This is a genomic window from Streptomyces purpurogeneiscleroticus (assembly GCF_020024005.1).
Taxonomy (GTDB): Bacteria; Actinomycetota; Actinomycetes; order Streptomycetales; family Streptomycetaceae; genus Streptomyces; species Streptomyces purpurogeneiscleroticus.
Genome location: NZ_NHSG01000310.1, coordinates 1 through 13,025, shown reverse-complemented (window position 1 = coordinate 13,025; position 13,025 = coordinate 1). Strand labels below are relative to the sequence as shown.

The 13,025-nt window shown below is 72.0% G+C and carries 8 protein-coding genes; all 8 read right to left on the bottom strand.

The annotated features are described in order from the left end of the window. Positions 1-2 precede the first annotated feature (2 nt). Positions 3-1,940, bottom strand: coding sequence for an alginate lyase family protein (locus CCS38_RS19980; protein ID WP_223734667.1), 1,938 nt, complete (start codon positions 1,938-1,940; stop codon positions 3-5). Then, positions 1,937-4,111 (bottom strand): bi-domain-containing oxidoreductase, encoded by a 2,175-nt coding sequence (locus CCS38_RS19975; RefSeq protein WP_223734666.1) that lies wholly within the window; start codon positions 4,109-4,111, stop codon positions 1,937-1,939. The genes CCS38_RS19980 and CCS38_RS19975 overlap by 4 nt, the downstream gene beginning before the upstream one ends. Beyond that, positions 4,108-6,024 carry an asparagine synthase (glutamine-hydrolyzing) gene (gene asnB, locus CCS38_RS19970; protein WP_223734665.1) on the bottom strand — a complete coding sequence of 639 codons (1,917 nt, stop codon included), beginning with the start codon at positions 6,022-6,024 and terminating at the stop codon, positions 4,108-4,110. Before asnB ends, CCS38_RS19975 begins: the two co-directional genes overlap by 4 nt. A 3-nt stretch (positions 6,025-6,027) precedes the next feature. Beyond that, positions 6,028-7,419: a Wzz/FepE/Etk N-terminal domain-containing protein gene (locus tag CCS38_RS19965; RefSeq protein ID WP_223734664.1), complete on the bottom strand. Its 1,392-nt coding sequence runs from the start codon at positions 7,417-7,419 to the stop codon at positions 6,028-6,030. Then, positions 7,416-8,783 carry a Wzz/FepE/Etk N-terminal domain-containing protein gene (locus CCS38_RS19960; protein WP_223734663.1) on the bottom strand — a complete coding sequence of 456 codons (1,368 nt, stop codon included), beginning with the start codon at positions 8,781-8,783 and terminating at the stop codon, positions 7,416-7,418. The genes CCS38_RS19965 and CCS38_RS19960 overlap by 4 nt, the downstream gene beginning before the upstream one ends. Next, positions 8,780-10,045, bottom strand: a complete 1,266-nt coding sequence (locus tag CCS38_RS19955; RefSeq protein ID WP_223734662.1) for a glycosyltransferase family 4 protein — start codon at positions 10,043-10,045, stop codon at positions 8,780-8,782. The genes CCS38_RS19960 and CCS38_RS19955 overlap by 4 nt, the downstream gene beginning before the upstream one ends. Continuing rightward, positions 10,035-11,351: a nucleotide sugar dehydrogenase gene (locus tag CCS38_RS19950; protein WP_223734661.1), complete on the bottom strand. Its 1,317-nt coding sequence runs from the start codon at positions 11,349-11,351 to the stop codon at positions 10,035-10,037. The genes CCS38_RS19955 and CCS38_RS19950 overlap by 11 nt, the downstream gene beginning before the upstream one ends. 133 nt (positions 11,352-11,484) lie before the next feature. Beyond that, positions 11,485-12,966 (bottom strand): sugar transferase, encoded by a 1,482-nt coding sequence (locus CCS38_RS19945; RefSeq protein WP_223734660.1) that lies wholly within the window; start codon positions 12,964-12,966, stop codon positions 11,485-11,487. Positions 12,967-13,025 lie beyond the last annotated feature (59 nt).

Sequence of the window (13,025 nt, the reverse complement as noted above, 5' to 3'; positions counted from 1 at the left end):
CCTCAACCGCCGAACCTGAGCACGGTGGTGAAGCCCTCCGCGCCATTGGCGAAGCCGGAGCCGACCAGCGTGGTGGTGGGTTCCTTGCGCCCGAAGCCGGCGGAGTACCAGCCCAGCGGCGGCGCGGTCTCGCCGCGGTGCGCCCGCCAGTTCAGCTCGCCGGGCAGTTCCAGCTCCGCGGAGCGGTCCTCGCCGTCCAGGGTCCAGGTGAGCACTGCTCGGTCGCCCGTCAGGTGCGCGGTGATCGCGGGGCCGAGGTGGAACGCCAGACGTACGTCGCGGCCCGGGCCTCGCACCTCGTCGACGATCCTCAACTCCCGCGTCGGGGCGATAAGTTCGACCCGGCGTCGGTGTACGGCGCCCTGGTAGCCGTCGTGCTCGGCAGACCAACGGGCCGCACCCGCCTCCAGGACGCGGCTGCGGGCATGCCGGGTCCACAGGAACGGGCCGCCGGAGACGGACTGGTCGGCGCCGTTCAGCTCCAGGGTGTTGTGGCCGAGGGTGGACCGGAAGTACTGCCGCCACTCGGGCTGCCCGTGGTAGCAGTACGTCCCCGGGTCGGCGAGCACGTCGACCCCGTCGTGCCGGACTTCCACGGACAGCGCGTCCGCGTGAGCGTGCGCGGCGATGGACAGGAAGCCGTGCGGACCACCGTCGCAGCGGGCCCAGATCTCCCCCGTTTCTCCCGGAGCGCGCAGGATGGTGAGCCCCGCGTCGGCGAAGTGCGCGGGTCGGCGTGCCGGGCGGGTCACGGTCGGTTCAGTGGGCTTGATGAGCGCGGCGAGCAGCGAAGTGCGCACGTCGGTGCCGGTCACCGCCGGCCACCAGGCGAGCCGGCCGAACACGGCGTCCCCGGTGGCCAGCAGCGAGGCCCAGCGGTCGGTGCCCGCGCCGTCCACGACCAGACCGTGCCCGTCGTCCGCGTCCCCCTGGCGCGGCGGCCGCAACCGGCTGTCCACGACGGCCGCGAGCGCGTCGGTCATCCGCAGCAGTACCAGCCGGACCGACGCGGGGACCGGCACACCGGCGGCATCCGCCTCGGCCACCGCGGCCAGGCCGAGCTCCAGCACCAGTCCGTGGTACTCGGTGGCCAGCTCGCGGTTGAGGCCGGAGCCGAAGGTGTTGCCGCGCAGGTGCCGCTCCAGCGACCGCAGCGCGCCGGCCCGCCAGCGCGCCGACGCGGGGAACCAGTCGAACGCACAGGCCGCGGCGAACTGCCCGGCGGCCTCGGCGATGACGTGGTTGTTCGCCGAGGATCCCCGGCTGGGGAAGGCGGCCAGCCAGCGCTGGTGGTGCCAGATCTGGTGCAGGGCCACCGGGTTGTGCTCGAACAGCCCGGCCGCGCCGGGCCAGCCGTCGAGCAGCCGGCGGATCCACACCCAGGACAGCAGCCGGATGCCCAGCTCGATGCCGCTGATCCAGTGCACGCCGCGCAGCGGTGGGTTGGCCGCCCACCACGACCGCAGGTGCGCGGCCACGCGCTCGGCATACCGCTCGTTCCCGGTGATCGCGTAGGCGGCGGCGAGCACGGTGAGGTACTGATGCCGGGACAGCTCCCAGATCTGCTTGATGTCCCCGACCGCGTCCTCGTCCCGGTACGGCACGTCGAAGGCGTAGCCCCACGGAGCCCTGCGCCCGGTCTTCGGGTCGCTCCACCAGTCCGGGTCGGTCAGGTCGTCGCGGACCACTCCGAAGTACTGGGCGTGCCCGTACATCAGCCGGTCCGCCTCGGCGAGGAGACGTTTCGTGGCGTCCGGAGGTATGGCGGTGATCGCACCGGCGGGCAGGACCGCGGTGAACCGGGCGCCGGTGACGCTCGGGCAGTCCGGGCGTGCCGACCGCCACCGCCGCCTGCGCACCGCGTCGCCCACCCGGCCGGCGACTTCCTGCGGCCCCATCCTGGATAACCGCCGCAGGTACCAGCCCACGCTCATCGTCATCGCGCTCGCTCCAGCGTCACCGGCGCACCACTGGCCAGACCGGTCTGCACGGCGAGGGTGGCCGCGGTGGTGGCGACCAGCGACTCCAGCGGCACCGGCATCGGCCCGCCGGTCCGCACGGCCTTGATGAACGCGGCCAGCTCGGCGTTCTGGCCCTTGTCCCGGGCCTTGGGCAGCCGCGAGCTGACCCACCGCTTACGGCCGTACACCGAGGCACGGACGAAGTCGTCCAGCCGCAGCACCTTGCCGTCCGCGACCATGTCGAGGGTCTCCTTGGGGAAGCCGGGCGCGCCGGTGGTGACGTAGCTGAGGGTGGCGGTGGACCCGTCCGGGTAGCGGAGTACGACCTGAAGGTCCTCGTTGCCGGGTGCGGCGACCGCGTACACCGAGACCGGGTCTGCGCCGAGCAGCCAGCTCGCCGTGTCGATGAAGTGTCCGCCCTCGCCGGCGAACCGCGAGCCCTCGGTGCCCTGCTGGAGGTACCAGCTGCCGTGCTGCAGCTGGCCCGCATTGACCAGGTAGCGCAGGCTCGCCGGGCCGGTCCGGGCGCCGAACCGCTGCTTCGCCTCCTGGAGCAGCGGCGCGAAGCGGCGGTTGAAGCCCACCTGGAGCCGGTCGTTGCCGGACTCCTCCACCGCCGCGAGCACCCCGGCCAGCTCGTCCTCGGTGAGGGCGAGGGGCTTCTCCACGAACACGGCCTTGCCGGCCAGCAGTGCTCTTCGGGTCAGTTCGGCGTGCGAGCTGTGCCGGGTGACGACGAACACCGCGTCGATGGTCTTGTCTCCGAGCACGGCGTCGAGGTCGGTGGTCGCCTGGGCGAAGCCGAACTTCCGCTGCGCGTTGGCCGCGGACAGCGCCGTCGTGGTGACAACGGTCCACAGCGCGACGCCATCGCGCTGTGCCAGGTGCGGCAGCAGCATCGACGACGCGTAGTTTCCCGCGCCGACGAAAGCGAGGCGCACCGGCGACTTGACGGAGCGGACCGGAGTGGACGCTCGCACGTGCACCGAGGGCACGGCCACCGCCGGAGCCTCGGCTTCCACCGGCTGATCGGGGTACCGGAACAGCACCGCCACGGCCTTGAGGTCGCCGTCCTTCAGGCGCTGGTACGTCTCGACGGCGTCGTCGAAGTCGGCGATGTGGGAGATCAAGGGCTCCACGTCGACGCTGCCGCGGGCGACGAGATCGAGGAAGCACGCCAGGTTGCGGCGCTCGGTCCAGCGCACGTAGCCGATCGGGTAGTCCCGGCCCTCCAGCTCGTACGACGGGTCGTAGCGCCCGGGGCCGTACGACCGGGAGAACCGGACGTCGAGCTCCTTCTCGTAGTACGCGTTCCACGGCAGGTCCAGGCGGCACTTGCCGATGTCGACGACCCGGCCGCGGTCCCGGCTCAGGCGGGCGGCCAGCTCGACGGGCTGGTTGCTGCCGCCGCCGGCGGCCAGGTACACCTGGTCCACGCCGTGCCCGCCGGTGAGTTCGGCGACGGCGGTCTCCACGACAGCGGACGCGGGATCGCCGCAGGCCGCGGCGCCCAGGCGCTCGGCGAGCTCGCAGCGCGCCGGGTCGGGGTCGGCGCCGACGACGCGTACTCCCGAGGCGGCTAGGAGCTGCACCACCAGCTGCCCGATCAGCCCGAGGCCGATGACCAGCGCCACGTCGCCGAGCTGCGGCTCGCCTTGGCGGACGCCCTGCATCGCGATCGACCCGACGGTGCCGAAGGCCGCGTGCCGGGGCGCGAGGCCGTCCGGCACCGGGGCGTAAAGGTTCTTCGGCACCCAGTTCAGCTCGGCGTGCAGCGCGTGCTCATTGCCGGCGCAGGCCACGAGATCGCCGACCTTCACGTCGTCGATCCCGGCGCCGACCTGCTCGACCACCCCGCACAGCGAGTAGCCCAGCGGCGTGTAGGAGTCCAGCTTGCCCATCACCTTGCGGTAGGTGGCGGGCACCCCGTTGGTGGCCACGCTCTGCATGACCTTGGCCACCTGGTCAGGGCGGGAGCGGGCCTTGCCCAGCATCGACATGCCGGCCTCGGACACCTTCATGAGCTCGGTGCCGGTGGATATCAGCGAGTACGCGGTCCGTACCAGCACCCCGCCCGGTTTGCACCCCGGCACCGGCACGTCGAGCAGCGCCAGCTCGCCGCTCTTGTAGTTCTGCACTACCTGTTTCACCCGTTCTCCCCAGAAGTCGCGCCCCGGTACCAGTACTCGAGGGTCAGCACATGCCACAGATGCTTGGAGAAGTCCCGCTGCCCGGCGGCGTCCTCGGCGACCATGCGCGCCAGCGCGTCGCGGCGCAGGATCCCGGAATTGACGAGCACGCCGTCGTGCACCACCTCGCGCACCAGCGGTGCCAGGTCCCGGCTCATCCAGGCCCGCAGCGGGGCGCTGAACAGGCCCTTGGGCCGGTACACGATCTCCCGGGGCAGGATCGAGGTGGCCGCCTCCTTGAGGACGGCCTTGCCCTGCCGTCCGACGATCTTGCGATCGCCGGGCACGGCGAACGCCGCCCTGACCACCTCGACGTCCACGTACGGCACGCGTACCTCGGTCGACGCGGCCATGCTCGACCGGTCCGTGTACGCGAGGTTCAGCCCCGGCAGGAACATCCGGGCGTCGGCCAGGCACATGCGGTTGACGAAGTCGTCGAGGCCGTTGTCCTGGTAGACGTCCGCATGCTCGGTCAGCACGTCGTCGACCGTCCCGGCCAGGTCCGGATCGACCAGGGCGAGCAGCTCGTCCTGGTCGTACATGGTGTAGCTGCGCCGGAACGCGGTCTCCTCCGGGAGATCGGCGAAGGAGAGGAACCGCTTGGCGAAGCGCACCGACCGGTACCCCCGGCGGGCCGTGGCGACCGGCAGCCGGTCCACGGCCCCGGACAGGCCGCGCCGCAGAGGCCGAGGAACGCGCTGGTAGCGCAGCGCGAGCAGGTTGGCCAGGTGCTTGCGGTACCCGGCGAACAGCTCGTCGGCGCCCATCCCCGAGAGCATCACCTTGACCCCGGCCTCCCGGGCGGCCGAGCAGATCAGGAACGTGTTGATCGCGGCGGGGTCGCCGATCGGCTCGTCCAGGTGGTACGTCATCCGCGGCAGCAGGTCGAGCACGTTCGGGGCGATCTCGATCTCGTGCAGGTCGACGCCGAACCGCTCGGCCACCTGCCGGGCATAGCGCAGGTCGTCCGGCATCGCCTCGAACCTGGCGTCCTCGGCGCGGAACCCGATCGTGTAAGCGGAGATGCCGGGCTGGTGGCGGGCCGCCAGTGCGGTCAGCCAGCTGGAGTCGAGACCGCCGGAGAGGAAGGTCGCCACGGGGACGTCGGAGAGCAGGTGGCGCCGGGTCGACTCCTCGACGATGGCGGCCAGGTCCGGCTGCTTGCCGGAGCGGGCCCGCTCCCGGCCCTCCGCGGCGACGTCCTTCAGGTTCCAGAACCGGCCGCTCTCCACCCGGCCGTCGGGGCGTACCTTCAGCCAGCTCCCCGGCGGCAGCTTCTCCGCCTCGCGGAACGCGCACCGCGAGTCCGGCACCCAGTAGTACAGCAGCGAGGCCACCAGCGCCGCATGGTCCACCTCCAGCGACCCGCCGGTGGCGGCGGCCAGCGCCTTGAGCTCGGAGGCGAACACCAGACCCCCGCCGCGCCGGAGGAGGAACAGCGGCTTGATTCCCAACTGGTCGCGGGCCAGCACCAGTTCACCGGTGCGCTCGTCGAAGATGCCGAACGCGAACATGCCGCGCAGCCGGTGCAGGCAGTCCGTGCCCCAGCGCCGCCATGCCTCCAGCAGCACCTCGGTGTCTGAGGTGCCGCGGAAGCGCACCCCGGCGGCCGCCAGTTCGGCACGGAGCTCGGGCGCGTTGTACAGCTCGCCGTTGTAGGTCAGGGCGAGGCCGTCCGAGACCATCGGCTGGGCGCCGGTCCCGGACAGGTCGATGATGGCCAGCCGGCGGTGCCCGAGGTGTACTTCGCCGTCACCGGCGGGGTGGCTGTACCGGCCCGCCCCGTCCGGGCCGCGGTGGGCGAGGGTGTCGGTGAGCCGGTCGGTCACGACTTTCCCGTCCGGCCATCGATACGTTCCTGCGATGCCACACATGTCCTACCGCGCCTCCTGGTCGTTGTCCGGGACTCGTGCGGCGTGCTTCGGCCGCCGGACCGTCCCGTTCTGCCGGGCCAGCAGCTCGCTCTGGCCCCGCAGCGCGATGTGCAGCCCGTCCCACAGCGTGCCGTCGGTCCGGTCCCGCGGATCGGGGTCGATCAGCACCACGCCGATCACCGGAATGCGCTGGTCCGCGAGCTGCCGGGCCACGGTGTGCAGCCATGCGGCGCTGCCGTGCCCGGCCCGCACGACGAGCACGGTCCGGGTGCCGAGGTACGGGAGGTCGGTCCACGCGGTGCCGGGCGCCACCGAGCCGACGCCGACCACCGGCCCCTCGGCGCCCAGTGCCCCGGTGAGGTCCGTGGCGATCGCACTCGTGCTGCGCGCACAGCCCAGTTCCAGCAGCGACACCGGTTCCGCGGAGCCGCGAACGGTGCGAACCAGCGTCGTGGTGAGGCGTTCGCGTGCCGCCCTGGTCCGTCGGCGCTGCCACCGCCCGCCCGAGCGGCGGGGCAGCTCCGCGATGACCGAGGCGCCCAGGTGCGCCGCGATGTCCCGGCGCAGCACGGGGCGGTCCGCCACCACCGCGCCGACCGCGGCCAGCGCGAGTCCGACGACGAGCCCGAGGACGAGTCCGATCGCGCCGTCGGTAGCGACGGCCCTGGGCAGGGAGTGCCGCACCGCGCGCGGGGCGTCCACGATCTGCGTGCCGGCGACGACCTTGGGCGTGCCGGTGCCCGCGTCCGCGGCGCGCTGGTCGAAATCGGCGATCCGCGAGTTGAGCTCGGCCCGGCGGGCGAAGAGCGACTCGTTGCTCGCCGACGCTTTCGGGTCGCTCTCCGGCGACCGGACCCCGATCGCCTTGTTGACCCGGGCGAGCTCGTCCCGCATGCGGTCACGCTGGTCGAGCAGGGCCTCGGCCTCGGCCTTCGCGGTTTCCCGCATCCGCCGCACATGGTCCGCGATGAACGCATCGGCCAGCGCCTCGGCCCGGGCCACCGCTTCCGCGTCGCTGTCACCCGTCACATCGATCTGCAGCAGGTTGTTGGTCAAGCCGGTACCCCGGTAGTCCTTCATGAAGTCTTCGGGCTTCTCGGGGGACTTGAGGGACCGCAGGGCCTTGCCGGCGATCCGCGAGGTCCCCAGCACCTCGACGTCGGTGCGGATGAGCGTCCCGGTGTCGTTCGGCTGGTCCTCCTTGTGCGCGACCAGCACCTTGGTCACCGCGGTCGGCGGTGGCGGCAGCAGAACCGCCACCGCCGCGCCGGCCAGCAGTCCGAGGAGCGTTAGTGCGCACCAGAGGCGGCGGCGCCTGCGCACCGCGACCACCAGCGCCTGCAGGTCGATGAGCGGAGCGGCGGCCGACGGCTCCGAAGTCGTACTCGTCGTCACACCGAACCTCCCGTCGCGTGGCCGCGCACCGTGAGCGCCGGAGTGGCGTTGTCCTGAGGATCGCCGGCGGACCGCGTCGCATCGGCCCGTACCGGGGCGGCGACGACGACGCCGACGACCTCGTGCCTGCCGTCCGCGCACGCCTCGGCGAGGCCGGCGAGCTCCTCCGCGGTCCAGCTGCCCGCACTGAGGACGACCAGGGCACCGGACTCGGTGTCGCGGTCCGGCACGATCGGCCGGTCCACCGACACCTCCACCACCCGGAGCACGGCGTCCCTCTCGGCCTCGGCGGCGAGCTGCCCGGCGGCCCGGAGGGCCATCTCATCGCCCTCCGGTACGACAACGAGCAGCCGCCGTGCGGCCGGCAGCCGGTCCCGGAGGCGAGCGCACACCCGCCGGCAGCGGATCCGCCTGCCGGCCTCGTCGTCGGACCACTGCGGGGCCGGTATGTCCCACCGGGTGTCGACGCCGAGGAGTCGGCGGATCGAAGCCCGCGGGCCACTGTCCTCCGGCCGCTGCGCACGCCGTTCGCCGAGTACGTCGACGGTGCCGAGGAGCGCCGAGCCCAGCGCCGCGGCGATCTCCGGCCCGGTGCGCAGTCGGCGATCCATCCGCGCGGCGACGAGGTGGCCGATGACCGCGAGCAGGAAGAACAGCAGCGCCCCGACGATGACGATCTGCGTCCTCGTCGGCGGTGCCGCACCCGTCGGCCGGGCCGCCGGCCCCATGACGACCATGCCGGCCTTGTCGGTCGCCGGGTCGGCCTCGTCCAGCTTCGTCATGGCCTCTTCCAGGGAGGTGCGCAGCTTTTCGAGCGAGGTGCGGGCCTGCACGCTCTCCACAGTCCGCCCCGGGGCGGCGGCATCGGCCAGGTCGGTGATGCGGCGGCTGGTCTCCAGCACCTTCTGCCGCAGCGCCTCGGTACCCGTGGCCGCGTCGGCGTCGGTGCCGCCGCCTGCGATCCGTGCGGCGAAGCCGACGAATTGCTGGGCCACCTGGTCGGAGAGCCGCTGCGCGCGCGCCGGGGTGTCGGCCGTGCCCGAGATGGTGATGATGTTCCCGTCGGCGGCCTTGGCGGTGACCTGCTCCCGCAGCTCGGGGCCGTTGACGCCCCTCCAGCCGAGCTCGGCGGCCACGAGGTCGACCACCGACGAGCTGGTCGCGATGTCCACCTGGGTCAGCAGCTCGCGCTCTTCCCACTGCCCCGGCAGCAGTACCGATGCCGACGCCGTGTAACGCGGCGGGAACAGCACCGAGATGCCGTACCCGACGAGCGCGCCCACCACCGTGAGGACGGCGAGCAGCCGCCAGCTCCGGCGGAGTATCCACCCGATGGTGACCAGGCGGATCGTGTCATCGTTCAACGCCGTGCTCTCCGCCCCGTCCGAACCGGGTGGTCCGCCGACACCGGAGCGTGGTCGCGGCACGCAGCGGCGTAGGCGGCGAGCAGTGACGCCTGCGAGTTCCGCCAGGAGAGCGGCCCGCTGATCCGCTCCTGGCCGATCCTGCCCATCCGGTCCCGCTGCTCCGGATCGTCCAGCAGCAGCGCGATGAGCTTGGCAAACTCGGCCTCGTCGTTGGCGGGCGCGTAGACGGCGGCCTCACCGGCGGAGACGCGCGCTTCCCGGAGGTCGAACGAGACGATCGGCCGGCCCATCGCCATGTACTCCAGGACCTTGTTCATGGTTGACACGTCGTTGAGCGGATTGCGCGGGTCGGGGGAAAGGCACACGTCCGCGGTGGACAGGTAGCGCACCAGGTCGGCGTCCGGAATGCGCCCGGTGAACTGCACCTGATCGGAGAGCCCGAGCTGCCGGGAGAGCTCCACCATCGCGTCGAAGGCGTCGCCGGCGCCGACGAACACCGCATGCCAGTCGGTACGCCCGAGTTCGTCGCGCAGCTTCGCGAGGGACCGCAAGGCGTAGTCGACGCCGTCCTGCGGGCCCATGACGCCGAGGTAGCACAGCAGATGGGGCTTGCCGCGCTTCAACTCCGGCTCGGGCGGGACCGGTTGGAACCGGTCGACGGCGGGCGCGCTGCGCACCACGAAGACATCCGCCGGCCGCTTGCCGCCACGGCGCAGCGCGACGTCCCGGTAACTCTCGTTCGTGGCCAGCACGATGTCCGCGGCCCGGTAGGTCCGCCGTTCCAGCGCGCATACGGCGCGGTAGAGCAGGTCCTTTCCGCGGCCGAACCGGGAGAGGTACAGCTCGGGCACCAGGTCGTGCTGGTCGAAGACGAAGCGCGCGCCGTGCCGCTTCAGCCACAGCGCGGGCAGGAACAGCAGGTCGGGCGGGTTGCAGGCGTGGACCACGTCGACGGGGCCGACCTTGCGGGCCAGCCGGAGCGTGTGCCACAGCGCCGATCCGTACTCCCGCAGGTAGCCGGCCGGCCCTCCGGTGGCCGCGCGCAACGGGTAGCGGTGGATCCGCACCCCGTCGATCACCGCCTCCGGCTCCGTGTCCCGCTTCTCCCCCCGCGGACAGATGACGTGCACGTCCCAGCCCACGTCGCGCAGCGTCTTGCACTCCTGCCACACCCGCCGGTCGAACGGCACCGACAGGTTCTCCACCAGGATCAGCGCGCGCCGCTGCGGCGCGTCGCCGGTGGTCGTGTTACCAAGCAAGGCCCATGTACCCCGGTTCGGTCCGGCGCGTCTCGGCGTCGGGAAGGCGGATGAGATCGACGATCGTCGTGCCGTCCCCGTGGGGCAGCGCCGACAGGACGGCCGGGTCCTTGGTCCCGACCAGGCACACCTCGGCGTGCTCGAGGACTTCGTCGACGGAGTCCGCGAGGAGCTGCGCGAGGTGCGGCAGCCGGTTCTCGATGTACTCGCGGTTCGCGCCGAGCAGCCGGGACAGGCTCACGTTGGCGTCGTAGATCTTCAGGTCGTAGCCCTTGCCGAAGAGCCGCTCGGCCAGCTCGACGAGCGGGCTCTCGCGGAGGTCGTCGGTGCCGGGTTTGAAGGAGAGTCCGAACAGGCCCACCCGCCGCTTCCCGGCGCGCTCGACCAGGTCCACCGCCCGTTGCAGATGGTCGGAGTTGGAGGCGAGCACATGGGACAGGATGGGCACCGAGACGTCGGCCCGCCGGGCCGCGTGGACCAGGCTGCGCAGGTCCTTGGGCAGGCAGGAGCCGCCGAAGGCGAAGCCGGGCCGCAGGTAGGCGGGGCTGATGTTCAGCTTGCGGTCGGCCAGGAACACGTCCATGACCTGGTGCGAGTCGACGCCGAGCGCCTGGCACACCGCGCCCAGCTCGTTGGCGAAGCCGATCTTGAGTCCGTGGAAGGAGTTGTCCGCGTACTTGATCGCCTCGGCCACCGGCACGGGTACCCGGAACACCTCGCCGGGCAAGCCCTCGTACAGGGCGAGCACCGCGTCGCCGCTCGCCGCGTCGAGTTCGCCGATGACGGTCTTGGGCGGGTCGAAGAAGTCCCGCACGCTGGTGCCCTCGCGCAGGAACTCCGGGTTGACGGCGACGCCCAGGTCCACCCCGGCGGTGCCGCCGACGGTCTTCTCCAGGATCGGCACGAGGAGGTTCAGGCAGGTGCCGGGGAGCATGGTGCTGCGGAACACGACGGTGTGCCGCCCGCCGCGCTCGGCGAGCGCGGCGCCGATCTCCTCGGTGACCCGCTCCAAGTAGGTGGTGCACAGGCTGCCGTTGGGCTCCGACGGGGTACCGACGCAGACCAGCGACACCTCGCTCTGCCTGATCGCCTCGCGGACGTCGCGGGTGGCGCGTAAGGCGCCGGTCCGCACGACGTCGGCGATGAGCTCGCCGATCCTTTCCTCGACCACGGGCGCCTTGCCGTCGTTGACCAGGTCGACCTTCACCTGGTTCACGTCGACGCCGACGACCTCGTGCCCCATGCTCGCCAGGCACGCGGCCGACACGCAGCCCACGTAGCCGAGCCCGAAGACGCTTACTCTCATGCCTCGTTCCTCCCCCTGGCAGGCCCCTGCGGCCTGCGGTCCCCCGAAGCAGGCCCCTGTGGCCTGCGGTCCCCCGAAGCAGGCCCCTGTGGCCTGCGGTCCGTGCGTCGGCCGGATGCCGGCTCCCCGCGCATCAGTAGGCCCCTTGTCCGTGGAGCACCGCACGCAGCGTCTTCCACAAGATCACTGTGTCCAGGGCGAGCGACCAGTCCTCCACGTACCGCAGGTCGAGGCGGACCGCCTCCTCCCACGGCAGGTCGCTGCGTCCGCTGATCTGCCACAGACCGGTGAGCCCGGGCTTGACCAGCAGCCGCCGCCGGATGTCCGGGTCGTACGCGGCACACTCCTCCGGCAGCGGAGGCCGCGGGCCGACGAGCGACATCGATCCGGTGAGCACGTTGAAGAGCTGCGGGAGCTCATCGATCGAGTACCGGCGCAGCACTGCTCCCACCCGGGTCACCCGCGGATCCCGGCGGAGCTTGAACAGCACCCCTGCGCCCTCGTTGCGGTCGGCCAGCTCGGCACGTGCCCCGTGCGCCCCGGCAACCATGGTGCGGAACTTGAGGATGGTGAACTCGCGGCCGTCCTTGCCGACCCTGCGCTGGCGGTAGAACGCGCCGCCCCGACTGTCCGCCAGCACGAGCAGCGCGACGAGCACCATCAGCGGCGCGAACAGCACCAGCAGGACCACCGCGCCCAGCCGGTCGACGACCTCTTTGATCGCGCGGCGCCCCCCGGTGAAGGTCGGCATGCTGACCCGCAGCAGCGGGATGCCGAGTACCGCGTCGACGTGCAGTCGCGGGCCGGCCACCTCCATGAGCACGGGGGCCACGACCATCTCGGCATCGCTGCCTTCGAGGTTCCAGGCCAGCCGCTGCAGCCGGTCCGGTGACCAGTGCGGGTCCGGTGTGACCGCGACGACCCGGTAGCCGTCGTGGCGTACGTGCTTGGCGACGTCCGCCAGTTCGCCGACGACCGGCACTCCGTCCACCAGTTGGTCACCGTCGGGCCCGAGACCGTCCGTCGTGCACACCGCGTCCACCCGCCAGCCGAGGTGCGGGAACTTGCGGGTCCGGGTGATCAGGTCGCGCACGGTGGCCGGGCTGCCGGCAGCGAGCACCGGTCTGAGGCACAGCCCTTGCTTCCGCTGTTTGTGCAGCCAGAGACGGAGCAGATACCGCTCGGTCATGGTGACGAGCGCGATCGCGGGGATCGCGACGAAGATCCAGAGCTTGATGTTGCGCGAGGTGAGGGCGATCCCGCCGAGCGCAAGTACGACGGTCGCCGTGAACAGTGAGCGTCCGAGCCGGCGGAATTCCTCGGCGCCCTGGCCGAGCACGGCCGGAGCCCACGACCGGCTCACCGCAAGCGCTCCCAGCACCAGCAGCTCGGTGCCGAAGGCCAGAATTCCCCACTTCTCGTGCCAGTTGGCCGCGTCCCGGACCCCGAAAAAGTTGCCGATTGCCGCCACCACCACGCCGGCGGCCACGGTGTCGCTGGTGATCACGGTACGGCGGTACCGCTGCTCCCAGTCGTTCACCGGCCGGCTGATCGCCCCGTTCGTCAGACGCCCGCGCGCCGACGGAGAAGGGTCGACTAATCCCCCCTGCCGCACAGAAACCCCCCGGTCCCCAGTGGTGCGTAGTCGAATAACACTGTTTCTCCCCCGCGGGA